General features: G+C 72.5%; 19 protein-coding genes and 1 riboswitch. Of the genes, 4 read left to right on the forward strand and 15 right to left on the reverse strand.

What is annotated here, in order from left to right; all coding sequences use genetic code 11:
- Positions 1–147: 147 nt before the first annotated feature.
- The gene (locus AB0D49_RS17515) at positions 148–1,527 is read right to left on the reverse strand and encodes an NAD(P)/FAD-dependent oxidoreductase (protein WP_362757951.1); all 1,380 of its coding nucleotides are present in this window, start codon (positions 1,525–1,527) and stop codon (positions 148–150) included.
- A 540-nt stretch (positions 1,528–2,067) separates the two neighbouring features.
- Between AB0D49_RS17515 and AB0D49_RS17520 the strand changes: the two genes are divergently transcribed.
- On the forward strand, positions 2,068–2,340 hold the full coding sequence (locus AB0D49_RS17520; protein ID WP_362757953.1) for a type II toxin-antitoxin system Phd/YefM family antitoxin: 273 nt from the start codon (positions 2,068–2,070) through the stop codon (positions 2,338–2,340).
- Positions 2,337–2,606, forward strand: a complete 270-nt coding sequence (locus AB0D49_RS17525) for a type II toxin-antitoxin system RelE/ParE family toxin (protein ID WP_362757955.1) — start codon at positions 2,337–2,339, stop codon at positions 2,604–2,606. Before AB0D49_RS17520 ends, AB0D49_RS17525 begins: the two co-directional genes overlap by 4 nt.
- A gap of 4 nt (positions 2,607–2,610) precedes the next feature.
- Here AB0D49_RS17525 and AB0D49_RS17530 read toward each other — a convergent pair whose 3' ends face one another.
- The 12 genes from AB0D49_RS17530 to AB0D49_RS17585 form a co-directional block, all read right to left on the reverse strand.
- Positions 2,611–3,552, reverse strand: a complete 942-nt coding sequence (locus AB0D49_RS17530; RefSeq protein WP_362757957.1) for a Ppx/GppA phosphatase family protein — start codon at positions 3,550–3,552, stop codon at positions 2,611–2,613.
- 49 nt (positions 3,553–3,601) lie between these two features.
- Entirely contained in the window at positions 3,602–4,201 is a 600-nt protein-coding gene (locus AB0D49_RS17535; protein ID WP_362757959.1) for a DUF501 domain-containing protein, read from the reverse strand.
- A gap of 82 nt (positions 4,202–4,283) precedes the next feature.
- Positions 4,284–4,760: a septum formation initiator family protein gene (locus tag AB0D49_RS17540; RefSeq protein ID WP_362757961.1), complete on the reverse strand. Its 477-nt coding sequence runs from the start codon at positions 4,758–4,760 to the stop codon at positions 4,284–4,286.
- A 151-nt stretch (positions 4,761–4,911) separates the two neighbouring features.
- Entirely contained in the window at positions 4,912–6,198 is a 1,287-nt protein-coding gene (gene eno / locus AB0D49_RS17545; RefSeq protein WP_362758387.1) for a phosphopyruvate hydratase, read from the reverse strand.
- Between the two features lie 778 nt (positions 6,199–6,976).
- Entirely contained in the window at positions 6,977–7,684 is a 708-nt protein-coding gene (locus AB0D49_RS17550; protein WP_362757963.1) for a transglycosylase family protein, read from the reverse strand.
- Positions 7,685–7,687: 3 nt separating this feature from the next.
- Positions 7,688–7,884: riboswitch (cyclic di-AMP (ydaO/yuaA leader) on the reverse strand.
- 216 nt (positions 7,885–8,100) lie between these two features.
- Positions 8,101–9,429 carry a transglycosylase family protein gene (locus tag AB0D49_RS17555; RefSeq protein WP_362757965.1) on the reverse strand — a complete coding sequence of 443 codons (1,329 nt, stop codon included), beginning with the start codon at positions 9,427–9,429 and terminating at the stop codon, positions 8,101–8,103.
- 493 nt (positions 9,430–9,922) lie between these two features.
- A complete protein-coding gene (locus tag AB0D49_RS17560) occupies positions 9,923–11,197 on the reverse strand; it encodes a cytochrome P450 (RefSeq protein ID WP_362758389.1) in 1,275 nt (424 codons plus the stop codon).
- Positions 11,198–11,415: 218 nt separating this feature from the next.
- The gene (locus AB0D49_RS17565) at positions 11,416–12,459 is read right to left on the reverse strand and encodes a nucleoside triphosphate pyrophosphohydrolase (protein WP_362757967.1); all 1,044 of its coding nucleotides are present in this window, start codon (positions 12,457–12,459) and stop codon (positions 11,416–11,418) included.
- 248 nt (positions 12,460–12,707) lie between these two features.
- A complete protein-coding gene (locus tag AB0D49_RS17570) occupies positions 12,708–13,355 on the reverse strand; it encodes a SurA N-terminal domain-containing protein (protein ID WP_362757969.1) in 648 nt (215 codons plus the stop codon).
- 174 nt (positions 13,356–13,529) lie between these two features.
- Positions 13,530–15,017 carry a protein kinase gene (locus tag AB0D49_RS17575; RefSeq protein WP_362758391.1) on the reverse strand — a complete coding sequence of 496 codons (1,488 nt, stop codon included), beginning with the start codon at positions 15,015–15,017 and terminating at the stop codon, positions 13,530–13,532.
- A gap of 38 nt (positions 15,018–15,055) precedes the next feature.
- On the reverse strand, positions 15,056–15,676 hold the full coding sequence (locus AB0D49_RS17580; RefSeq protein ID WP_362757971.1) for a hypothetical protein: 621 nt from the start codon (positions 15,674–15,676) through the stop codon (positions 15,056–15,058).
- A gap of 438 nt (positions 15,677–16,114) precedes the next feature.
- Positions 16,115–18,376: an N-6 DNA methylase gene (locus AB0D49_RS17585; protein WP_362757973.1), complete on the reverse strand. Its 2,262-nt coding sequence runs from the start codon at positions 18,374–18,376 to the stop codon at positions 16,115–16,117.
- Positions 18,377–18,595: 219 nt separating this feature from the next.
- Here AB0D49_RS17585 and AB0D49_RS17590 point away from each other — a divergent pair, with 219 nt between their 5' ends.
- Positions 18,596–19,276, forward strand: a complete 681-nt coding sequence (locus AB0D49_RS17590) for a hypothetical protein (RefSeq protein WP_362757975.1) — start codon at positions 18,596–18,598, stop codon at positions 19,274–19,276.
- A 546-nt stretch (positions 19,277–19,822) separates the two neighbouring features.
- Here the strand turns inward: AB0D49_RS17590 and AB0D49_RS17595 are convergent.
- Entirely contained in the window at positions 19,823–20,557 is a 735-nt protein-coding gene (locus tag AB0D49_RS17595) for an HNH endonuclease family protein (protein WP_362757977.1), read from the reverse strand.
- Between the two features lie 170 nt (positions 20,558–20,727).
- On the opposite strand from AB0D49_RS17595, the gene AB0D49_RS17600 reads away from it, so the two are divergent.
- Entirely contained in the window at positions 20,728–20,907 is a 180-nt protein-coding gene (locus tag AB0D49_RS17600) for an antitoxin (protein WP_362757979.1), read from the forward strand.
- A 354-nt stretch (positions 20,908–21,261) separates the two neighbouring features.
- Here AB0D49_RS17600 and mfd read toward each other — a convergent pair whose 3' ends face one another.
- The gene (mfd, locus tag AB0D49_RS17605; RefSeq protein ID WP_362757981.1) at positions 21,262–24,795 is read right to left on the reverse strand and encodes a transcription-repair coupling factor; all 3,534 of its coding nucleotides are present in this window, start codon (positions 24,793–24,795) and stop codon (positions 21,262–21,264) included.
- Between the last annotated feature and the right edge of the window lie 53 nt (positions 24,796–24,848).

The following is a 24,848-nucleotide window of genomic DNA, read 5'->3' on the forward strand; positions in this document are numbered from 1 at the left end:
CGTCAGATCGGCGGGCGGGGAGATGCCCAAGGGGCCGGGTGGGGGAACGCCGAAGGGGCCGTCCGCACCACGGATGGCGGACGGCCCCTTCGGGAGGTGGCTCTCTATGGCTGACCGGGGTCGGCTGTCCTGACCCGGCCGGCCGGGTCAGGACGCCTTGGCCGGCTCCTCGGTCTTGGCGACCGGGGCGGGGGCGGGCTTGGCGGCCTCGTAGAACTCCTCGCGGGGGTTCTCCATGGCGCCGAGGGCGACGACCTCGCGCTTGAGGAACATACCGAGCGTCCAGTCGGCGAAGACCCGGATCTTGCGGTTCCAGGTCGGCATCGCCAGACCGTGGTAGCCGCGGTGCATGTACCAGGCGAGCCGGCCCTTGAGCTTGATCTTCATCTTGCCCATGACGATCATCGCGACGCCCTTGTGCAGACCGAGGCCCGCGACCGCGCCCTTGTTGGCGTGGCTGTACTCCTTCTGCGGGAAGCCCCGCATACCGGAGACCACGTTGTCGCCGAGCACCTTGGCCTGGCGCAGCGCGTGCTGGGCGTTGGGCGGGCACCAGGCGTTGGGGTTGCCGGCCTTGCGGCCGACCAGGTCCGGCACCTGGGCGTTGTCGCCCGCGGCCCAGATGTAGTCGGTGCCCTGCACCTGGAGGGTGGCGGCGGTGTCGACATGGCCGCGCGGTCCGAGCGGCAGACCGTAGCGGGCGAGCGCCGGGTTGGGCTTGACGCCGGCCGTCCACACGATCGTGTTCGAGTCGACCTCCAGGCCGTTCTTGAGCACGACATGGCCGTCGACGCAGGAGTCCAGGGAGGTGGAGAGGTAGACCTCGACGCCCCGGCTCTCCAGGTGCTCCTTGCCGTACGCGCCGAGCTTCGGCCCGACCTCGGGCAGGATCTTGTCGGCGGCGTCGACCAGGATGAACCGCATGTCCTCGCGGGACACGCTGGTGTAGTACTTGGCCGCGTCCCGGGCCATGTCCTCGACCTCGCCGATGGTCTCCGCGCCCGCGAAGCCGCCGCCGACGAAGACGAAGGTGAGCGCCTTGCGGCGGATCTCCTCGTCGGTGGTGGAGTCGGCCTTGTCCAGCTGCTCCAGCACGTGGTTGCGCAGGCCGATGGCCTCCTCGATGCCCTTCATGCCGATGCCCTGCTCGGCGAGGCCGGGGATCGGGAAGGTCCGGGAGACCGCGCCGAGCGCGATCACCAGATAGTCGAAGGGCAGCTCGTACGCCTCGCCGACCAGGGGCGCGATGGCGGCGACCTTGCGGTCCTGGTCGATGCTGGTGACCCGGCCGGTGAGCACCTCCGCCTTGGGCAGCACACGCCGCAGCGGCACCACGACATGGCGCGGGGAGATGTTGCCGGCGGCGGTCTCGGGGAGGAAGGGCTGATAGGTCATGTAGGACCGCGGGTCGACGACCGTGACGGTCGCCTCGCCGTAGCGCATCTTCTTCAGGATGCGCCGGGCCGCGTACAGGCCGACGTACCCACCGCCTACTACGAGAATCCTGGGACGCTCCGTGGTGCTCATGCCTTGAGTATCCACCGGGATGAGGGGGGTACCTCGTGCGCCCCTTCACAAGCATCGGCGCACCCTCTGCTACACTGCGCGGCCCGCGTGATCCACATCATGGCGCGGAAAGGGAACCCGGGTCCCCGCCGGACCGTTGTCAATGCCTCGTGAGCTGCTCGTCCGCCCCTGCGGAATCCGTCGGACCAGCCCTTCGGACGGGCCCCCGGACGGGCTGGGAAACCCCCCCCGAAACACCCACCCGAACGCCCCGGCACCCCGGGTGAGCCCCCGGACAGCCGCTCCAGGGCCGGTTGGCCCCTCGACACAGCCCATTTCCTTGTGAAGAACTTCACGAACTTTTCCGCGAGGGCACCGGGCGGACCCCGGAAAACACCCCGGAACTGCGCTCATACGCCGGTCGGGGGCGCTCAGGGGAGGGGGTTCGGGGGGCCGGGAAGTGGTGCGCCGGGGCCAGGAGATGCCCTCGACCATCGCCCATGAACGCGACGCCCGAACCGAGCCAGAATAGGTGTACACGCAGGCGCGTACACTGACTGTATGACTGAGAACACCGTGACCGTGCGGGAAGCCCGCGCACACCTCGCCGACCACATCAACCGGGCCGAGGCAGGCATGGCGACCGTCATCACGCGCAACGGCGCTCCGGTGGCGGCCGTGGTCCCGATCGCGGACTTCGAAGCGCTGGAGGAAGCGGCCGACGTCATGCTGGCGCGCGAAGCCGAAGCGGTCCTGGCCGAGGGCGGTCCCACCGTGACGATGGCGGAACTGCTGGCAGACCTGTTCACCGAGCAGGACGGCGATGCGGCGTGAAGTACGCCTTCCGGTTCACCACGGCGGCACAGCGGCAGCTCCGGGCCGTCAGCCGGCCCGACGCCATGCGCATCCTGACCGCGCTGACCGCGCTCGGTGACGACCCGTACCGCGAGGACGCCGACGTCAAGAAGCTCACCGGCCCGTCCGGGCTCTACCGGCTCCGGGTCGGAAGCTACCGGGTCGCCTACCAGATCAACGATGGTGAACTCGTCGTCCTCGACGTCAAGGTGGGCGACCGCCGGGACGTGTACCGCAACCTGTAGGCGGTCAGGCCAGGGACCAGGCGATGCCGTCCAGGATGTCGTGTTCGCTCACCACGACCTCCGGCGCGCCGGTGCGGTCCATGATCGACAGCAGGACCAGGGCGCCCGCGGCGATCACGTCGACCCGGCCCGGGTGCATCGACGGGACGGCGGCCCGCTCGTCGTGGGTGGAGTGCAGCAGCCGGTCGGTGATCTCGCGGACCCGGGTGTGGGAGACGCGGGAGTGGTGGATCGCGGCGGAGTCGTAGGCGGGCAGGTCCTGGTCGATCGCGGAGACCGTCGTCACCGAACCGGCCAGTCCGACCAGCGTGCGCGCCTCGCGCAGCGGGACGGTCTCCTCCGCCAGGTCAAGCGCGGCCTCGATGTCCGCCTTCATGGCGGCGATCTGCTCCCCGGTGGGCGGGTCGCTCACCACGCCGTCCGTCACCAGATGGCGTTCCGTCATCCGGACGCAGCCGACGTCGACCGAGCGGGCGGCGCGGACATGGTCGTCGCCGACCACGAACTCCGTGGAGCCGCCGCCGATGTCGACCACCAGGAAGGGGCGGGCGAGGCCGTCGCCCGCGATCAGTTCCCTGGTGGCGCCGGTGAAGGACAGCTCGGCCTCCTGGTCGCCGGTGATCACCTCGGGTTCGACGCCCAGGATGTCCAGCACCCCGCGCACGAAGTCGTCCCGGTTCTCCGCGTCGCGGGAGGCGGAGGTGGCCACGAACCGGAGGCGTTCGGCGCCGTGTTCCTTGATGACGGTGGCGTACTCGCGGCAGGCGGCGAAGGTCCGCTCCAGCGCCTCGGGCGCCAGCCGTCCGGTGCGGTCGACGCCCTGGCCGAGCCGCACGATCGTCATCCGGCGGTCCAGGTCGACCAGTTCACCGGTCGCCGGGTCGGCGTCGGCGACGAGCAGACGGATGGAGTTCGTACCGCAGTCGATCGCGGCGACGCGGGTCATCGGGGGGTTCCTCCGGGGGTGGTGGGGTCGGCGGCGGGGGCGGGCGCCGTCACTCGGGGGCGGGCGGGGTCGCGCCGGTGCCTCCGGTGTCCCCGGGGCCCGCGGTCGGGGTCACGCCGGTGTCCCCGGTTTCCTCGGCCGGGGTCACGCAGGCGCCCTTGCGCCACCACTGCGGGAGCATCTCCAGCGCCTCGTCGCCGAGCGGGTTCACCCCGGGACCGGCGGCCAGGCTGTGGGCCACCAGGACGTGCAGGCACTTCACCCGGTCCGGCATACCGCCCGCGCTGGGGAAGCCGGTCAGCTCCTCGATCTCGTCCCGCCGCCGGATGTAGTCCTCGTGCGCGGCGCGGTAGGCGGCGGCCAGCTCCGGGTCGCTCTCCAGACGGGCCGTCATGCCCTTCATGACCCCCTCGGCCTCCAGCGTGCCGATGGCGGACGCGGCCTTGGGGCAGGTCAGGTAGTAGAGCGTCGGGAAGGGCGTGCCGTCGGGCAGCCGGGGGGCGGTCTCCACGACGTCGGGCTGCCCGCACGGGCACCGGTGCGCGATGGCGCGCAGCCCGCGCGGGGGGCGGCCCAGCTGCTGCTGGAAGGCGGCCACATCGGCGTCGGTGGGCTCGGTGCGCGGGGTGGGCGGCGGGGGCGTCTGCATGATGTCTTTCTACGGGGTCTGTCTGGTACGGGGTCTGTCTGGTACGGGGTGTTCCGGGGGCGGTCCGCGGTACGGGTCAGGGCTAGCCGTCGGCCGCGTCGGACTTGTCGACGCCGTCCCAGACATTGGCGTACCAGGGTCGGTCGGCGGCGGTCGTGTCGGTGCGGGACTGGCGGGCGGCGTCCGGGTCGATCACGATGTAGCCGGTCTCGCCCGGCAGCACGTAATGCAGCCGTTCCCTGATCCGCTGCTCGGCGTAGGCGTCGTCCTGCCACCGTGCCTTCTGGTCGCGGAGTTCCTCGACCCGCTCCTGGGCCTGCCGTTTCTCCCGCTCCAGGTCGGCGACCTCGGCGCGCTGGGCGACGTACTGCCTTATCGGGTAGGCGAGTGCCACGATCAGGGAGCACAGGACCAGGGCGAGCAGGGCGGCGCGGCCGGTCAGCCGGGAGCGGCGGGCCTGGCGGCGGGTCTGCGAGCGGTAGACCCGCTCGGCGGTCTGCTCGCCGAGCAGCCGCAGCCGGGTGGCCGTGGAGAACCGGTCCCGCTCCTTCAGGGCCATGTCGTCCCCGCCTCCCGTTCCCGTCCGCGGCCGTCCCGTACCGCTGTCCTGTGCGGCTCGCCGTCCGCGGCTGTCACGCGCGTACGTCCCCGCACACGGTACGGGACCGGTTACGGGGACGTACGGACGACGCTTCCGCTGGCCGGGCGGTTCAGCCCTTGAAGCGGGGGAAGGCGCTGCGGCCGGCGTACACCGCGGCGTCGTCGAGGATCTCCTCGATGCGCAGCAGCTGGTTGTACTTGGCGACGCGCTCGGAGCGGGCCGGGGCGCCGGTCTTGATCTGACCGCAGTTGGTGGCGACGGCGAGGTCGGCGATGGTGACGTCCTCGGTCTCGCCGGAGCGGTGGGACATCATGCACTTGAAGCCGCTGCGCTGGGCCAGCTCGACGGCGTCCAGGGTCTCGGTCAGCGAGCCGATCTGGTTGACCTTGACCAGCAGGGCGTTGGCGGCGCCCTCCTCGATGCCGCGCGACAGCCGCTCCGGGTTGGTGACGAAAAGGTCGTCGCCGACGATCTGCACCTTGTCGCCGAGGCGCTCGGTGAGGACCTGCCAGCCCGCCCAGTCGTCCTCGAACAGCGGGTCCTCGATGGAGACCAGCGGGTAGGCGGCGGCCAGCTCCTCGTAGTACTCCGTCATCTCGGCGGCGGAGCGCTCCTTGCCCTCGAAGAGGTACGTGCCGTCCTTGTAGAACTCGGAGGCGGCGACGTCGAGCGCGAGGGCGATCTGCTCACCGGGGACGTACCCGGCCTGCTTGACGGCTTCGAGGATGAGGTCGAGGGCCTCGCGGTTGGAGCCGAGGTTGGGGGCGAAGCCGCCCTCGTCGCCGAGGCCGGTGGACAGGCCCTTGGTCTTCAGCACCTTCTTGAGGGTGTGGTAGACCTCGGTGCCCCAGCGCAGGGCCTCGGAGAAGGACTCCGCGCCGATCGGGGCGATCATGAACTCCTGGATGTCCACATTGGAGTCGGCGTGCGAGCCGCCGTTCAGGATGTTCATCATCGGCACCGGCAGCAGGTGCGCGTTCGGGCCGCCCAGGTAGCGGAACAGCGGGAGGTCGCTGGCCTCGGAGGCGGCGTGCGCGACGGCGAGGGAGACGCCGAGGATGGCGTTGGCGCCGAGCGAGCCCTTGTTGTCGGTGGCGTCCAGGTCGAACATCGCCTGGTCGATCAGGCGCTGCTCGGTGGCGTCGTAGCCGACCAGCTCCGGGCCGATCTGCTCGATGACCGCGAGGACGGCCTTCTCGACGCCCTTGCCCTGGTAGCGGTTGGGGTCGCCGTCGCGCAGTTCGATGGCCTCGAAGGCACCGGTGGACGCACCGGACGGAACGGCGGCACGACCCGTGCTGCCGTCGTCGAGGCCGACCTCGACCTCGACCGTGGGGTTGCCTCGGGAGTCCAGGATTTCCCGGGCTACGACGACGTCGATGGACGGCACGAGCATCTCCTTCATGGATGTGACGCGGGTGACGCAGGGGCGGGCGGCACCGGTCGGGAGCGATCGGGGACGCCGTGCTCTGCGAGACGAGCCTAACCGTCCCGGGGGGATCGGCCAGCCGGTCTCCCATCCCTCGGACGGAACCGGTCGTGAAATGTTTCTGAATGGAACAAAGAGGGGGGTTCGGGGGGTGGGGGTTGGGGGGTGGGGGTGTGGGGGTTCGGGGGTTCGGGGGTTCGGGGGTGGGGGTTGGGGGCGAGCGGTCGGGGGCGGGGGCTTCGGGGCCGTCGTTCATGGGGGGGGGCGGCTCTGTGCGGCACGGGGAGGGGTCCGGGGCGGCTCCGTACGGCACCGGGAGCGGTCCGGGGCGGCTGCGTACGGCACCGGGAGCGGTCCGGGGCGGCTCCGGGAGCGGTCCGGGGCGGCTGCTCGGGCGTGAAAAGACCCCGCCCCGGTGCGTACGGGGGAATGACGCACCGGGGCGGGGTGCCCGTGGGGACGGGGACCCTCACGGGGGTCTCGCGGAGGGCGTACCGGGTGGCGCCGGGGCGCTGGGAAGCGCCGGGGCTGCCGGGAACCCGGGGACGTACCTCGCGGGGAGATGACCCCAGGGTGGCGGGGCGGGCTGTGCGAGGGCCGGGAGCGGGCTGTGGAACGGCCGTGAGCCGCGTCCGGACCGGTCTGGTCTGGTCCGGAATCAGACCGGACCGGTCCGGACCGGTCCGGTCTGGACCGGTCTGGTTCGGATTCGGTTCGGGCGGGGCCCGCTCCGGGGCCGTCCGGGCTACTTCAGGTGGAGCTGCTGGCCCGGGAAGATCAGGTCGGCGTCGTCCACGATGTCGTTGTTGCGCTCGAACAGCTTCTGCCAGCCGCCCGAGACACCGTGCTCGGCGGCGATGGAGCTGAGGGTGTCGCCGGAGACGACCTCGTACTCGCCGTCGCCCTTCTCGACCGTCTGGCCGGTGGGCGTGGTGACGGTCTCCTGCGTGGCGGCCGGGCGCTCCTGCGAGCGGGAGGCGCTCGGCTGCTCGCTGCGCTGCTCGGTGCCGCCGCTCTGCGACTGGCTCGGCTGGGTCGGGGCGGGCTCGGGCTCGGGCGCGGTCGAGCCGCCGCCGTACGGGGCGCTGGACAGGCCCACGCCGCAGCTCGGCCAGGCGCCCTTGCCCTGGCCCGCGAGGACCTTCTCGGCGATCTCGATCTGCTGCGCCTTGGTGGCGTTGTTCGCGGTGGCGGCGTACTGCGTGCCGCCGTATCCGGCCCAGGTCGAGGCGGAGAACTGGAGTCCGCCGTAGTAGCCGTTGCCGGTGTTGATGGCCCAGTTGCCGCCGGACTCGCACTGGGCGACGGCGTCCCACTCGGAGGCGGTGGCGGCGGAGGCGTTGCCGGCCGCCATCAGCGGGGCGGCGACGGCGGCGCCAGCCACCCCGGCGAGCGCGATGACACGGGTGGTCTTGGACGGACGGCGGTGCTTGCCCTTGCCACAGAACAGCATGGAAGATCCCCTCACCGACGCCTACGAGGTGAGCTGTCGGGTTCGGGCCGAATGAGTTGCCCGGTCATGTCCCGTACGGGGCTTTCCTCCCGTACGTCCTGACTTCACCCCAAGCCGCTTCCGTGCGGTCGAGTCGCCTCAACCTCCGTCACCGGCACTTACCTTGGGTCCCCCGCTCCTGCCTACGGCGCTTGACGCGACGACTGTTCCCGTACGACCGCCGGCAGGATTCGGCGTGACGGTCCTCGGGGCCCGCTGTTGCGAGCGGTCCTGACCGTAGACACGCGATTCCTGGAATTTCAAAGACGATCAGGGCTTCTGAGACTCATCCCACACTTTCGCCAAACCGGACATTCAGCGCGAAGTGTGACGTGAACTCCCGTCACTCCCGGCCCACTTCCCCACCGGCGCCTCACTCAGCGCGCGGCCGGTCCGGTGCCGACGTCGAGCGTCTGACCGGGGACGATGTGATTCGGGTCGCCGCCTAGCGCCGCCTCGTTCAGCCGGAAGACCTGACGCCATCCGCCGTCGACCTCAAGGGAGTCGGCGATCGAGGTGAGTGTGTCTCCGGAACGGACGGTGTAGGCCTGGTCGGGGGTCTGGCGGGCACCACCGGCGTCACGCGAGGCGCGCGACTCCGACTCCCTCTCCCCTACATCACCCAATTCGGCCAAATCCCCCAGGTCGCCGAGTTCGTCTGATTCCCGTGGCTCATCGGATTCCCGAGAATCCTCATCATCCTGGGAATTGGCGGATGAATCGGACGATTTGCCTGAGGGGGACGTGGAGTCCGTGGTGCCCGTGGAGTCCGTGGCGTCGGTGAGGCCCGAGAGGACGTTCGGCTGCTTGGTCGCCTTCTTGTCGGTCCCGCTCTCGTCGGCGCTGTTGCCGCGGTGCTTTCCGGTGCCGGGGGTCGGGTCGGCCTCGGGCAGCGCGCTGGTGTCGACCAGGAACGAGGAGCCGAGACCCTGCCCGAGATTGCCGGATTCCTCACCCTTCGCCCCGGAGGGGGAGCTGGTGGGCTGTTCGACCGGGGAGGCGGAGGAGTCGCCGGAGATGTCCTCCGTGGCGGCCGGGGCGCTGTCCGGTGAGGTGGTCGAGGGGGTGCCGGAGGGGGTGGAGCCCGGTGTTCCGGTGGCGCCGCCCGGGGTGGGGTCGGTACTGCCGGAGGGGCCCGATCCCCAGGACGAGTCGTCGGTGCCGTACTGCCCTTCGGGCTCCTGTGTCCCGGACGTCCCGGAGGACCCGGACGGCAGGGACTTCGAGGAGTCGGTCAGGCCGCCGGTGACTCCGGAGGAGCCGTCCGCGTCCTCCGTGGCCCGGGGGGTGGGGTCGCCCGCCACGCCCGTGTCGACCCCGGCCGGGTCCGAGTCCTGCGCGAGCCCGTGGACCAGCCCGCACACGGGCCAGACCCCGACGCCCCGGTCGGCGAGAATCCGCTCGGCCACCGCGATCTGCTGCGAACGGCTCGCCTGGTCCGGGCTCGACGCGTAGTCCAGCCCGCCGTACGCCGCCCAGTCGTCCTGGGTCAACTGGAGGCCGCCGTAGCGTCCATTGCCCTCGTCCGCGCTCCAGGCGCCGCCGGTCTCGCACTCGGCGACCTTGTCCCAGGTGGTGCCGCTCGCCGCGCTGGCGCCTCCGGCGCCGAGCAGGGGCAGGGCGATGGCAGAACCGGTCACTCCGGCGGCGACCAGGATGGCCGGGGCCTGACGGGGGCGACGGTGACGACCGTTCCCGGAGAGCATGCGGGGACCTTTCCCGAGACAGCGGTGACCCGCGCGGCGCTTGATGCTCGCGCGTCGCGCTGAGGGGTGAACGTAGCCGCAATCGTTGACTTGTCACAAGTTAATGCCGCGTAGATCACGTGAAGATCACAAAGGTGAGGGAGTGTCAACTTCTGAAGGGTCGTCTGGGGGTGTGGATGGGCTGTGGGGTGACTGTTTGCCATGGGGGTGAAGGGCCGGGGGTGAAGGGCCGGGGGTGAAGGGCCGGGGGTGGGGGCGAGGGTGGGGCGAGGGGCGTGATGGTGGCTGGGTGGGGGCGCGAGGTGGTGGGTGACAGCGGGGGGCGGGTGGCGGCGTGACGGCGTGGCGGGTGACGGGGTGACGGGTGTCGGCGTGGCGGGTGTCGGCGTGACGGCGTGACGGCGTGACGGGTGACAGCGTGGCGGGGTGGCGGGTGTCGGCGTGGCGGGTGGCGGGGTGGGGGGTGTTGGGCCTTCTGGGGCGGTGGGCTGGGTCAGAACTCCACCGGCAGGGTTCGCAGCCCGCGCATGATGAGCCCGCCGCGCCAGCGGAGTTCGTCCGGGTCGACCGCGAGGCGGAGGTCCGGGAGACGGGTGAACAGCGTCGCCAGCGCCGTCTGTCCCTCCAGCCGGGCCAGCGGGGCGCCGAGGCAGTAGTGGATGCCATGGCCGTACCCGAGGTGCTGGTTGTCACGGCGGGCCAGGTCGAGGGTGTCGGGGTCCGGGAAACGCCCGGGGTCGCGGTCCGCCGCCGCGAGCACCACGAGGACCGGATCACCCCGGCGGATCGACTCGCCCCCGATGTCCAGCGCCTCCGTGGCGTACCGCCAGGTGGCCAGCTCGACCGGACCGTCGAAGCGGAGCAGTTCCTCGACCCCCGTTTCGAGGAGGCCGGTGTCCCCTTCCGCCAGGGCGCGGCGGAACCGGGCGCGCTGTTCGTCGTGGGTGAGCAGGGCATAGGTGCCATTGCCGATCAAGTTAATGGTCGTTTCAAAACCCGCAAACAAGATCACGAAGGCCATCGCCGCCGCCTCGTTCTCCGTGAGGTGCTCCCCGTGGTCGGAGGCGCGGATCAGGTCCGAGATCAGGTCGTCCGCCAGGTCGGCCCGCTTGCGGTGGATCAGCTCGGTCAGATAGGCGCGGATCTTCTTCACGGACCGCGCGACCCCGCCCCGGGGGCCGCTGCCGTGCCGGATCATCATTCCCGCCCAGTCCCGGAAGTCGTCCTGGTCCTCGCCCGGGACGCCGAGCAGATCGCAGATCGCGTAGATGGGGAGCGGGAAGGCGAAGTCATGGATCAGATCCGCGGCTCCCTTCTGCGCGAAGCGGTCGATCAGGTCGTCGGTCAGTTCCTGGACCCGGGGGGCGAACGCGGCCACCCGGCGCGGGGTGAACGCCTTCGACACCAGGCGCCGCAGGCGGGTGTGGTCGGGCGGGTCGATGTTCAGCAGATGGGTCATCAGGCCCGCGCTGCGCTCGCCCGGGATGCCGGTCTTGCTCTTTCCCGGCGCGTCCGCCGCGTGGTGGACCGGGTTCTTCGAGAGCCGTGGGTCGGCCAGCGCCTGGCGGGCGTCGGCGTACCGGGTGACGAGCCATGCCTCCACTCCGCTGGGGAGCGTGGTCCGGTGGACCGGGGAGTGCTCCCGGAGCCAGGCGTAGGCGGGGTAGGGGTCGGTGGCGAACGACCAGGTGAATAGGGGTGGGGTGGGGGTGGCGGCGGTGGGGGCGTGGTCGGTGGTGTCCGGTCCGGTGGGGGCGGGCCCGGTGATGTCCGGCCCGGCGGGGGCGGGCCCGGCGGCGTCCGGCCCGGTGGGGGCGAGTCCGGCGGTGTCCGGCCCAACGGGGGCAAGTCCGGCGGCGTCAGGCCCGGCGGGGGCGGGTCCGGCGTCGTCACGCCCGGCGGGGGCAGGCCCGGCGGGGGCAGGTCCGGTTGTCCCGCCCGCGGGGCATGAACCCCGCGCCGGTGTCGGTCCGTCGTACTGATCGGTCACCGTTCGACCGTATCCCGGGCCTCCCGCTGTCTGATCGCGTCCCGGTAGGCGCGGGCCGCCGCTCTCAGGGCGGCCTCCGGGTCGACGCCGTCCGCCTCGGCGCGGGCGGCGAGGGCCAGCAGTTCGTAGCCGATGCCGTCGCCCTGCGGCAGCGGGACGTCCAGACCGGCCGTGCGCGCCCGGGAGGCCAGCTTGGCGGCGAGGGCCAGGCCCGGCTGGTGGACCGGGATGCCCTCGGTCACCGAGGTGCGCCGCTTCTCCTCGGCCTTGGTGCGCAGCCAGTGCTCCTTGACGTCCTCGGGGGTCGTCGCGGTGGCGTCCCCGAAGACATGGGGGTGGCGGTGGACGAGCTTGGCGACGATGCCCGCGGCCACGTCGTCGATGGAGAAGGGGGCGTTCTCCTCGGTCTCGCCGCCGTCCCCGCCGTCCTCGCCGTCCTCGGCGGCCGGGACGCCCTCCTCGGCGATGCGGGCGTGGAAGACGACCTGGAGGAGGACGTCGCCGAGTTCCTCGCGCAGTTCGTCGCGGTCGCCGGACTCGATCGCCTCGACCAGTTCGTACGCCTCCTCCAGGCCGTACTTGGCGAGGCCCTCGTGGGTCTGGCGGGAGGACCAGGGGCACTCCCGGCGGATGCGGTCCATCACCTGCACCAGGTCGAGCAGCCGGGCGCCCGGGAGGTCGTAGGAGGCGGGCAGCAGCTCCAGCTCGGGCATCCGGGTGCGGCCGGACCCGGCGAGCCGGGCCAGCCCGTCCGTCAGTGCCGGCTCCCCCTCGCCGGTGGCGACCACCACCACCGAGCGGCCCCCGGCGCAGGCGGCGACCAGGTCCTCGGCGGTGGGGGCGGTCTCCTCGACGGCTATGCCCGCGTCCCGCAGATACGGCAGCTGCGGGTGGGCCGGGTCCGCGCACAGCACCGCGTCGGCGGCGCGCAGCGCCTGCCAGGCGGGCCAGGACAGCAGGCCGGGCGCCACACGGTGGCTGGTGGTGAGCAGGACGGCACGGCCGGGGTCGGGGATGCCTTCGGGGCTGATTGCGTTCACGATCCGAACGTAACGCACGCTGCGGATCGGGCCGTGAGGTTGTCCACAGCCTCAGGGGGATCGTCGGATTATCTGCTCGGGAGGGGGAGGGGGAGGGGGAGGCGGGCTCCCACCGGGCGGGTGGGGGCTGGGTGCTCCTCCCCTCCGACCCGCCGCTCGGCCGACCCGTCGGTCACCCGCGTGCCCGGCGCCTCCGCGCAGCCACCCGCGCGGGCGCCCCGCTCAGCCGCGCAGCCGCCGGCCCTCCGTCAAGCCGTCTGCTGCTGGGCCGCCGCCGTGATCTCGCGTACCCACGGGGTCTCGGCGTCGACGCGGCCGACCTTCTCCACGTCCCAGGCGCCGTAGCGCGGGTTCAGGTCGACGTCGAGTTCCTTGGACGCGTCGGACAGGGCCGCCCAGAACGCGGGCTGAGTGGTGTCCGTGCCGAGCTTGGTGGCGAGCTTCTGGGCCTCGATCTGGACCCGGAAGGTGGCGTCCAGCCGCTCGGGGGCGACCCCGTACTGCTGGAGCCAGGCCGTCTCCAGGGCCTCGGCGCCGCCCGCCTGCTGCTCCAGCTCGGAGCGGAACGCCTGGACCTCCTTGCGGGTCACGGCGACGCCCGCGTCCTCGGCGGCACGATTCAGCACCTGGTCCAGGACCATGCCGTGCAAGGTGTCCCGGGTGAGGGTGCCGGTCTGGGCGATGAACTGGGCGTACTGCGCCTCGTCGGTCACGGCGGCCCGCTGTGCCTCCCGGACCTCGTCCACCCGGTTCTCCAGCTGTGCCACGGTGATCCGCTGACCGCCCACGACGGCCGCCGCGCCCGGGTGCGCGTCATTGCCGCACGCGGTCAGGAGCGGGGCCGCGGCTGCGATCACGGCGGACAGGACGAGCACGGTGCGACGACGGCGGTGCAAGGGAAACCTCCCGAGGAGATTGTGCGGCGGTGCACAAAGTCTTGCGGTGATCGATGGTAGGCAGCGGGCAAGCTCTGGCCAACCCATTCGACCAACGATTCACCAGGACTTCGGGCACCGGCACGCCTCCGCGCGGTCCGGGGCCGGTCGCGGTCCAGGGTCCGGGGTCTGGCGTCAGCCCCGCATCTGGCCCAGCCACTGCAAGGTCCGCCGGACCTCCAGGGCCAGCGGATGCGTGGGCCCGCCCATCCGCTCCACGTCGTGCAGCAGCCGTACGAGGGTCTCGTGGGCGGCGGGCCGGTCGCCGAGGGCCAGCAGAAGGTGGCCGATCCGGCGCCGCACCTCATGTGCGAGCCCGGGGTCGCCGGAGACGTACTGGTTCTCGTAGTACGGCAGCAGCGCGCGGTACGCGGCGAGTGCCGCGGCGGGCTCGCCGAGCTGTTCCAGGCACTGGGCGGCGTCGTAGCGGAACCGCAGGGCCTGCGGGTCGGCGTGGCCCGCCTCGGCGGCGCGCTCGTCGGCGAGGCGGCGCAGCTCGGGCAGCGCGCGCCGGTACTGGCCGTCGTCCATGAGGGTGGCCGCGTACTGCTTGCGCAGGGTGCGGACGACCGGGGAGTGCTCGCCGTGCTGTTCGGCGGCGGCGGGCAGGATCGCGCCGAGGATGTCCACGGCCTGGGTGATGCGGCCCGCTCCGAGGAGCCGTTTCACCTCGTCGACCGCCTTGGCGACGTCCGGCTTCTCGTCGGGCGCCGGGCCCACGGGGGCGGGCTGCGGGGCGAGGGTCCGCGCGCGGTCCGGCCAGGGGGCCTGGGGGCGCAGGAAGGGGCGGGTGGGGTCGAGCGGCGCTCCGGTGGGCGTGCCCCGCGCGGGGAGCAGCAGCGCCAGGTCCTCGTACACGTCCTGGGCGGAGCCGGGCCGGTGCTGCGGGTCCTTGGCGAGGAGCTTCAGGACGAGGGTCTCCAGCGCCTCGGGGACCTCGGGACGCAGGCGGCGGACCGGCAGCGGGGGCTCGTAGAGGTGCCGGTGCAGCACGCCGAGGGCGGTGGAGCCCGCGAACGGCACGTCGCCGCTGAGCAGTTCGTGGATCAGCACGCCGAGCGCGTACAGATCGGTGTACGGGCCCACGGCGCCGCCCATCGCCTGTTCCGGGGCCATGTAGGCGGGCGAGCCGATCGGGGAGCCGGTGTGGGTGAGGCGGGTGGTGTCGGTGTCCATGACGGACGCCACGCCGAGGTCCAGGACGGTGACCGTGCCGTCCTGCTTGACCATGACATTGCGCGGCTTGAGGTCGCGGTGGACGATCGGCACCGCGTGGACCGCGCTCAGTACGGCGCACAGTTGGGCGGCCACCGCCACCGTCCACTGCCACGGGTACGGGTCGTGCTCGGCGAGATGGTCGGAGAGGTCGGCGCCGTCCACGTACTGCATGACGAGGAAGAGTTCCTCGCCCTCGCTGCCCGCGTCGTGGACGGTCACCAGGCCGGGGTGGTCGACCTGGGCGGTGACCCGGCACTCGCGTACGAAGCGGCGGCGCAGTTCGTCGGCCTCCTGCCCGGCGACCTTGTCGGGGCGCAGCAGCTTCACCGCGACCCGCCGGTCCAGGCGGCGGTCGTAGGCCGTCCAGACCTGGCCCATGCCGCCCTGTCCGATGAGCGTGGCCAGTTCGTAGCGACTGGCGACGACACGTCCGGTCGCCACGGTCACCCGCCGTTCCCGGGACGGCCGTCCTGGTTGCGCAGATAGTCGCTCAGCTCGTCCAGCTCCGCGCGGACCTGGTCGATGCGCGCGGGCGGCTGCTGGGGCGGCTGCGCGGAGGGCACGGGACCGGGCGCCGGGGGCGGGGTGTGCGGGCCGCCGCCGGGGCGGGGCACGGGCGTGTGCGGGGGATTCTGGGCGGGCGGCATGTGGGAGACCGTGGTGGTGGTGTACGGCGGCTGGGGCTGGGGGTAGCCGTACGCGGGGGCGGGACCAGGGGCGGGCGCGGGCGTGGGCGGGTACGGGTAGCGCAGTTGGTGGAAGTGGCGGATCTCGGCGGCCAGGTAGTACGCCACACCGGCGATCAGGGTGCCCAGCAGCAGGAACATCCCGGTGAAGCCCGCGGGGGTGTGGATCTCCTCGCCGGGTTCGGTGACGATCAGCACCATGGCGAGGATGTCGATGGCGGCGGTGGCCACGAACAGGCCCCAGTCCAGGCCCTTGCGGGTGACGATCGCCAGGCGCAGCAGCATGGTCCAGGCGAGGAAGCCGATGCTGCAGACCGAGATCACGACGAACAGCACACGCAGGAAGACCAGAACCCCCATGGAAGGCTGCTGTGTCACCGGCTGCGTGTAGCCGTGGCCATGCATGGCTGCTCCTGAAACCTGGGAGGGCGTGCGCGGCCGGCCCCCTGCGCCGCCGGTCGTGCGATGGTCGCATCGAGCGTATAGGCCGACGCGGACAACAGGTCCCGCGTTGTACCGAACCGTTGTCGACCCGATCACCGCACGCGTCCCGCACGCCCCCGGGGTGCCGTCGCTCCGGGTGCTACGACGTCCGGACGGGGCACTTGGTTGCCGGTCCGCGGGATTCCGGTCCGGCGGGAGGTGCGGAGGGCGGTCCTCCGCGGGGGCGGGGGCGGTCGAACGCGAGGTACGGGCCGGTCGAACGCGGGGTGCGGGGGCAGTCGTACGCGGGACATGTGGGCCCGTCCCGCGCGAGATGCGGGGGCGCTCCCGCGCGGGGCCCCGTCCAGCGGTTCAGGGCCGCCGTCCAAGAGGTCAGTCGGGTGCGACCGTGCCGTCCGTCAGCCCGTCGTACATCCCGCGCACCAGTTGGTCCCCGATCCGGCTCGCGTTTCTGAGCGCCCGCTCGAACCGGTCCAGGGCGTGGAAGCGGGCGCCATAGCGGCGCTGTTCGTCGAGCGGCAGACGGGGCAGTTGGAGGCGGCGCACATCGAGGCGGGTGGCGGTGGAGGCGTAGCTGCTGGCCTGGCGGGTGTTGGCGGTGCCGCGCAGGAAGCCGGCCAGGAACCAGGGGTCGAGCGCGGCGGGGTCGGGGCGCAGCAGCACGAGGTTGCGGCCGAGGGCGGCGCCGCCGGTCACCTCGTCGATCACCCGGGCCATGGCGCCGCCCCCGAGCACCGGCACGACGACGTCGCCGGGCGCGGTGAGCACGGTGTCGTCCTCGCCCTCCGGGAGCGTGCCGGAGGGCGCCGCGCCGGACAGGACGTCGTGGTCGGTGAGCACGGGGACCCGCGCGGGGGCGGCGTTCTCGCCGTCGGCGGGGTCGGTGCCGCCCGTGCTCCAGCCGCCGGGCGTGGTGCCGGTCCCGCCGGAACGCATCACCAGGGCGCCGCCCCGGGCGAGTTCGCCGACCGTGGTCAGGGGCCAGCGCGCGGGCTGCGCGGGGGCCGCCGGAGGGGGCGTGAGATCGCCGGTGAGGCGCAGGGTCGTGGCGAGGCGGTCCCGGACCGCCGTGAGCGCCTCGGCGCCGTCGGCCGCCGCGGGGGGCGGGAGATGGCGGGCGGGGGCGAGGTCGACGTCGTCGTCGAGCAGGTCGATGACCGGCAGGGCGCGGGCCAGGCCCGGCCGTTCGGTGAGGGTGCCCGCGCGGTCGAACGTGCCCCAGGCGTCCTCCACCGCCTCCTTGACGGCCCGCCAGTCGGGCCCGCCGCGTCCCTCGCCGGCGAACTGCCCGGCGTCCACGAGCAGCACCTCCGGCACGGCGGGCGCGGCACCGGGGCGGCGCAGCACCCACAGGTGCAGCGGGATGCTGTGCGGCGGGGCGGCGCCCAGGGGCAGGGCGATCACCGCCCGCAGCGCGCCCCGCCGCAGCAGATCGGCCCGGATACGGCGGCCGGAGCGGCGGGAGGCGGCGGCGGGCGGCATGAGCAGGACGGCGGTGCCGCCCTCCTTGAGCCGGGCCAGCGCGTGCTGCACCCAGGCCAGCTCGGACTCCGTGCGGGCGGGGAAGCCGTACTCCCAGCGGGGGTCGTAGGCCAGTTCGTCGTGGCCCCAGTTGCGCTCGTTGAACGGCGGATGGCACAGCACGGCGTCGGCGCGCAGACCGGGATGGGCGTCGGCGCGCAGGGTGTCCCCTACGGCGGCGCGGACGGCGGCGCGCGAGTGCAGCGCGAGCCGCAGCGCGGTGAACGCGGCCAGCTCGGGCGCGCTGTCCTGGACGTGGAACTCCTGCTCGGGCCGGGCGTCCACGGCCCTGAGCAGCGCGCCGGTGCCGCAGGCGGGGTCGAGCACGGTACGGGCAGGTCCGGCCAGCCGCGCCATGAGATCGGCCAGTTCGGCGGGGGTGAGGGTGTATTGGCGCGGGTTGGCGTCCAGATGGCGGCCGAGCAGGAACTCGAAGGTCTGGCGCGCGCCCAGGTCGGCCGCGAGTTCGGCGGCGCCGCGCAGGAGGGGGGCGGAGACGAGGAGTGCGGGGCCGGTGGGCGGGACGATCGCGGTGTGAACCGAGTCCGGGGTGTTCACAGCGGTGGCCCGGTTCACGGGGGGCGGGGTGGTGGCGGGGGTCGTGCGAAGGGGCGCGCCCGGGGTGGTCCGAGGGGTCGTGCCGGGGGTCGCGCGGGGCGCGGGGGCCGCGGAGGGAGTGGCGGAGGGGGCCGCGGAGGCAGCAGCGGACGCGGGGGCGGTGGCGAAACGGGCCGCGAGCACCTGCGCCAGCTCCTCCTGGAGCAGGGCGGCGAGCCGTGCGTCGGACTCCGTGGACAGGGTCAGCCACGCCGTCGGGCGGTCATGGATGAGCAGCAGCAGACATCCGGCGTGCAGCAGCGCGGTCGCCGGTCCCTCGGGGTGCCCGGCGAGCTGCTGCCAGACGCGTTCCCGCAGCGGGACCTCGGCGAGCTTGCCCTGGCCGCGCAGCCAGCGCTCGACCTCGGCGAGGGCGAAGGACGGGCTGGTCTCCGTGCCGCCGACGGGCTTGGGGAAGTCGGCGTGGCGGCGGCGCCAGTTGCTGACGGCGGCGCGCCCCACCCCGGCGAGCCGGGCGATCCCGGCGGCCGTCACCTCTGTCGCGTTGTCCTGCACTCGCCCCGCTCCCCTCGTGCCTTGCGTGCCCCCGAGCATACCGATGCGGCAACGATCCCCCGATTCACAGACAGTACGCAAGAGATCTGCGTTCACGACCGTGTACGTGACTACTTCCGTGAACCGTGTTGACTCGGTTCACAGTCAATGCTCTTATTGACCCAGCGAACGAGCGACTGCCTGACAGGGCGGTCAACGCTTTGGGGAGGGAATCAAGTCATGGGCATGAAGACCAAGATCGCGCTGGGTGCCGTCGTGGGCGTCGTGGTCATCGGAGCGGTCTCGATGAGCGGCGGCGGGGACGACTCGGGCAGCGACAAGAACTCCTCGGCCTCCGCGGACGGCGGCTCCGGCGGCGAGAAGGGCTCCGGCGAGAAGGACGCGGCCGAGGAGAAGGAGTCGGCGTTCGGCGGGGACGGGGACTACCAGGTCGGCTCCGACATCAAGCCCGGCACCTACCGGACCAGCGGAAACGCCGACGGTATGTGCTACTGGGAGCGCGCCAAGGACGCCAAGGGCGAGGTCGAGTCGATCCTCGCGAACGACAATGTGACCGGCACCAGCTATGTCACCGTCGCGGCGTCCGACAAGCTCTTCAAGTCCAGCGGCTGCTCGGACTGGGAGACGGTCGACCCGAAGGCCGAGGGCGGCACGCCAGCCACGCAGATGAAGGGCGACGGCGGCATGTTCCAGGTCGGGGTCGACATCGCCCCCGGCACCTACAAGTCGTCCGGCAACACCGACGACATGTGCTACTGGGAGCGCAGCAAGGACGCCGAGCACGCGCTGGAGTCGATCCTCGCCAACAACAATGTCAACGGCTCGGCGGTCGTGACGATCGAGGCGTCGGACAAGTACTTCAAGACGTCCGGCTGCAAGGACTGGAAGAAGTCGAGCTGACCGGGTGGCCACGGCCTCGGGGGGGCCGCGCGGGGCGGGGGTCCCCGCGGGGCGGGGCGTACGCGCGGGGCGGGGCGTACGCGGACACGTACGCGCCCCGCGCCCCTGGTCGGCGGCGTGCCCGGCATCACGTCGGGCACCACGTCGGGCGGCACCGGCCGCCGGCACGCGGGGCAGCACCGCGCAGCAACACGCCGAGCGACACCGCCCGGCAGCACGCGGGGCAGCACACCGGCCGCACCGCCCGGCAGCACCGCCCGGCGACACGCCGAGCCGCACCGCCCGGCAACACGCCCGGCAGCAAGCGAGGTGACACACCGAGCAGCACCGCCCGGCAGCCCGCAGGGCAGCACACCGGCCGCACCGCCCAGCAACACGCCGAGCCGCACCGCAACACGAACGGCAACACGCCCGGCAGCACACTGCGCAGCACCGCCCAACCGCACGCCGGGCAGCGCACCACAAGACCCCGCACCGGACGCGCACCATAAGGACCCGCATCGAACGCGCGCACCACAAGGACCCGCACCGCAAGGACCCGCCCGTTCAGTCCGCCGTGAAGCGGCGCGGCGCGGCCGTCGGATTGCCGCCGGTCGGCAGGGGTTCGCCGGGGCAGCCGGACAGGACCCGGGTCATCGCGTCCCGTTCCGCGGAGGTGACCCACAGCCCGTACTTCCGCTTCACCGCGACCTGCCCGGCGACATACGCGCACCGGTACGCCTTGTTGGGCGGCAGCCAGGTCGCGGTGTCGCCGTCGCCCTTGGCGCGGTTGGTGCCCGCGTCGACGGCCAGCAGATTGAGCGGGTCGTTGGCGAAGGCGATCCTTTTGCGCGGCTCCCACTGCCGGGCGCCCTTCTGCCAGGCGTCGGACAGGGCGACCAGATGGTCGATGTCGACCTGGCTGCGGCCTCGTTCGAAGTCGACGGCTTCACCGGTGTAGGGGTCGGGGTCGAGCGTCCCGGACGCCACCTCGCAGCGGCCGTCGGTGAACTCGATGTCCGTGAGGTCCCGTTCGAGGATGTCGTCGCGGGTGTCGCAGCGGTTGGAGTCGGTGTCGGCCCAGGGGGTGCCGAAGCGGTCCCGGTCGTAGCCGGTCTTGGGGGCGCGGCCCTTGACGGTCAGTTCGCGGACGGCGGCCAGCGCCGGACCGCCCTCTCCCCCGCTCGCGCCACCGCCTTCGGCGCCCCCGTCGAACGCCCCCTCCGTGCAGCCGGTCACGGCCAGCAGCAGCGCCACCGCGACCCCGGCTCCGGCTCCGGCTCCGCCCCTCAGACGCTTCACCGCACGCCCCTCCCTCTTCCAGCCCGGTGCCTTGTTCCCGGTCCGGTCCCGACCACACGCTAGCGGGCGACGGATTCCGGCCATGTCAGGACCAGATGCGCATCTTTCGCAAGTCGGGCGTATGGTCGGAAGGGAGTCACCTAGGAGCCACCTGCGGAAGGAGTCGCCGGATGGGCATCTTCGACAGGTTCAAGGGCCACGGTCAGGACAAGGCCAAGGACGTGTCCGACACGGCGGAACAGAAGGTGAACGAGAAGACGGGCAACAAGCACGAGAGCCAGGTCGACGACGCGCAGCGGAAAGCGGAAGGCGCGCTCGGCATGGACCGCGAAAGGCCCGATCAGCCGTAGGAACGGCACACACCGCACCGGACCACCTGGCACGAGCCCCCCGAACCGAAGCCGTCCGCGGCACCTCACCTCCCGCGGACGGCTTCACCTTGCCCAGGACCACGCCACTACGACGACCCGGCGAGCCTCGGTACGACCCCGTAAGCCTCCGTGAGTCCGAGGACGTGCCCCAGGACCCGAATCCCGCCGTACGACACCTGGCCTACGACCCGACCCGAATCCCGCCGTACGACACCGGCTCTACGACCCGACCCGAATCCCGCCGTACGACACCGGCTCTACGACCCGACCCGAATCCCGCCGTACGACACCAGCCCTACGACCCCACCCGAAACCCGCCGTACGCCACCCGCCCTACGACCCCACCACCGTCGCCAGGAACTCCCCGACCCACCCCAGCAGCTCCCGCCCGACCAGCGGCTTGCCGCCCACCTTCGCGGTCTTCGGGCGCGGCACCAGCACCTGGTGCGCGGCCGGTTTGACGACACTGCCGGGATACAGCCGCTTCAGCCGCAGCTCCTGCGACTCGCGCAGCTCGACCGGCGCGAACCGGATGTTGGTGCCCTGGAGCACCACCTCGCCCACCCCGCACGCCCGTGCGAGCATCCGCAGTCCGGCGACCAGCAGCAGGTTCTCCACCGGCTCGGGCAGCTTGCCGTAGCGGTCGGTGAGTTCCTCGCGGACCGCCTTGATGTCCTCCTCGCTGTTGGCGGAGGCGATGGCGCGGTACGCCTGGAGGCGGAGCCGCTCGCCGGGCGCGTAGTCGTGCGGGACGTGCGCGTCGACCGGCAGCTCGATCTTCACCTCCAGCGGCGGTTCCTCCTCGATCTCGCCGGTCTCCAGCTGGCGCCGGTAGTCGGCGACGGCCTCGCCGACCATCCGGACGTACAGATCGAAGCCGACGCCCGCGATATGGCCGGACTGCTCGCCGCCGAGAAGGTTTCCGGCGCCGCGGATCTCCAGGTCCTTCATGGCGACGTACATGCCCGCGCCCATCTCGGTGTGCTGGGCGATGGTGGCGAGCCGTTCGTGGGCGGTCTCCGTCAGGGGCTTCTCCGGCGGGTACAGGAAGTAGGCGTAGCCGCGCTCCCGGCCGCGGCCGACCCGGCCGCGCAGCTGGTGCAGCTGGGAGAGGCCGAAGGTGTCGCCGCGCTCCACGATCAGGGTGTTGGCGTTGGAGATGTCGATGCCGGACTCCACGATCGTGGTCGACACCAGGACGTCGTACTTCTTCTCCCAGAAGTCGACCACGACCTGTTCCAGCGCGGATTCCGACATCTGGCCGTGCGCGGTGGCGATCCGCGCCTCGGGGACGATCTCGCGCAGCCGGGCGGCGGCCCGGTCGATGGACTCGACCCGGTTGTGGATGTAGAAGACCTGGCCCTCGCGCAGCAGTTCGCGGCGGACGGCGGCGCCGATCTGCTTCTCCTCGTAGGGGCCGACGAAGGTGAGCACCGGGTGGCGCTCCTCGGGCGGGGTGGTGATGGTGGACATCTCGCGGATGCCGGTGACGGCCATCTCCAGGGTGCGCGGGATGGGGGTGGCGGACATGGTGAGGACGTCGACGTTGGCGCGGAGCTTCTTGAGCTGCTCCTTGTGCTCGACGCCGAAGCGCTGCTCCTCGTCCACGATGACCAGGCCCAGGTCCTTGAAGCGGGTCTCGGTGGAGAACAGCCGGTGGGTGCCGATGACGACATCGACCGAGCCCTCCCGGAGCCCCTCCAGGGTCGCCTTCGCCTCGGTGTCGCTCTGGAACCGGGACAGCGCCCGCACCTTGACCGGGAACTGCGCGTACCGCTCGCTGAACGTCCCGAAGTGCTGCTGCACCAGCAGCGTGGTCGGTACGAGGACGGCGACCTGCTTGCCGTCCTGTACGGCCTTGAAGGCGGCCCGCACCGCGATCTCGGTCTTGCCGTAGCCGACGTCGCCGCAGATCAGCCGGTCCATGGGGACGGACTTCTCCATGTCCTCCTTGACCTCGGCGATGGTGGTGAGCTGGTCGGGCGTCTCGGCGTAGGCGAAGGCGTCCTCCAGTTCGCGCTGCCAGGGGGTGTCGGGGCTGAAGACATGGCCGGGGGCGGCCATACGGGCGCTGTACAGCTTGATCAGGTCGGCGGCGATCTCCTTGACGGCCTTCTTGGCGCGCGCCTTGGTCTTGGTCCAGTCGGCGCCGCCGAGGCGGTGCAGGGTGGGGGCCTCGCCGCCGACGTACTTGGTGATCTGCTCCAGCTGGTCGGTGGGGATGTAGAGCCGGTCGCCGGGCTGGCCGCGCTTGGCGGGGGCGTACTCCACGACCAGGTACTCGCGGGTGGCGCCCTGGACGGTGCGCTGCACCATCTCGATGTAGCGGCCCACGCCGTGCTGTTCGTGGACGATGTAGTCGCCCGCCTCCAGGGTGAGCGGGTCGATGGTCTTGCGGCGCCGGGCGGGCATCCGGGCGCCGTCGCGGCCGGCCGCCTTCTGGCCGGACAGATCGGTCTCGGTGAGGACGGCGAGCTTGAGCGCCGGGTCGACGAAGCCGTAGTCGATGGAGCCGCACGCCACATGGACGAGGGACGGGCTGAGCGCGCCCACGTCCGGGTCCAGCCGGGCGGCGATGCCCTCGCCGCCGAGCACCTCGGCGGTGCGGGCGGCCGGGCCGTGGGCCTCGGTCACGTACACCGTGCGCCAGCCGTCGGCGAGCCAGCCCTTGGTGTCGGCGAGGGCCCGCGCGGTGTCGCCCCGGTAGGTCTCCGGGGCGTGCATACCGAGCTTGAGGGTGTCGGCGTCGAGTTCCTCGTCGGCGGCGAACGGCGACACCGTCCACCACATCATGTCCCGCTCACGGGCCCGGTCCCGGACGTCCGCGATGGAGCGCAGGGAGGCCGCGCCGACGTCGATCGGCGCGTCGCCGCCGCCCGCGGTGGCCGCCCAGGACGCCGCGAGGAACTCCTGGCTGGTCGCCACCAGGTCCGCGGCCCGGGTCCGCACCCGCTCCGGGTCGCAGACGACGGCCATGGCGCCCTTCGGCAACACGTCCAGCAGCAGTTCCATGTCGTCCACCAGGACCGGGGCGAGGGACTCCATGCCCTCCACCGCGATGCCCTCGGCGATCTTGCCGAGCAGCTCGCCCAGCTCCGGGTGCTGCTCGGCGAGGGCCCGCGCGCGGGCCCGGACGTCCTCGGTGAGCAGCAACTCGCGGCAGGGCGGGGCCCACAGGCCGTGCTCGGCGACCTCCAGGGAGCGCTGGTCGGCGACCTTGAAGTAGCGGATCTCCTCGACGTCGTCGCCCCAGAACTCGATACGCAGGGGGTGTTCCTCGGTGGGCGGGAAGACGTCCAGGATGCCGCCTCGGACGGCGAACTCGCCGCGCTTCTCGACCAGCTCCACGCGCGCGTAGGCGGCGGCCCCGAGAGCGTCGACGATCGCGTTGAGATCGGCGGTCTGCCCGCTGCGCAGCGCCACGGGCTCCAGCTCGCCCAGTCCCTTGACCTGCGGCTGGAGCACGGAGCGGACGGGGGCGACGACCACCGAGACCGGGCCGGTCTCCGGGTCGTCGGCGCTCGGGTGGGCGAGGCGGCGCAGCACGGCGAGACGGCGGCCGACGGTGTCGCTGCGCGGGCTGAGCCGTTCGTGCGGCAGGGTCTCCCAGGACGGGTACTCCGCGACGGTGTCCGGCGGCAGCAGGGAGCGCAGGGCGGCGGCCAGGTCCTCGGCCTCACGGCCGGTGGCGGTGACGGCCAGCACGGGTCGGGTGGCCTCACGCGCCAGCGCCGCCACCGCGAAGGGGCGGGCGGCGGGCGGGCCGACCAGGTCGACATGCATGCGGTTGCCGTCGGCAGCCGCCTTGATCGCTTCCGCGAGGGCGGCGTCCTTGACGACGGCGTCGAGCAGACCGTGCAGGCTCATGGAGGGGTTTCCGTCCGGGGTGAGATCGAGCGGGTCGAAGGGGGCGGGTGCGG

The sequence above is a fragment of the Streptomyces sp. NPDC048290 genome (genome assembly GCF_040652095.1).
Taxonomy (GTDB): domain Bacteria; phylum Actinomycetota; class Actinomycetes; order Streptomycetales; family Streptomycetaceae; genus Streptomyces.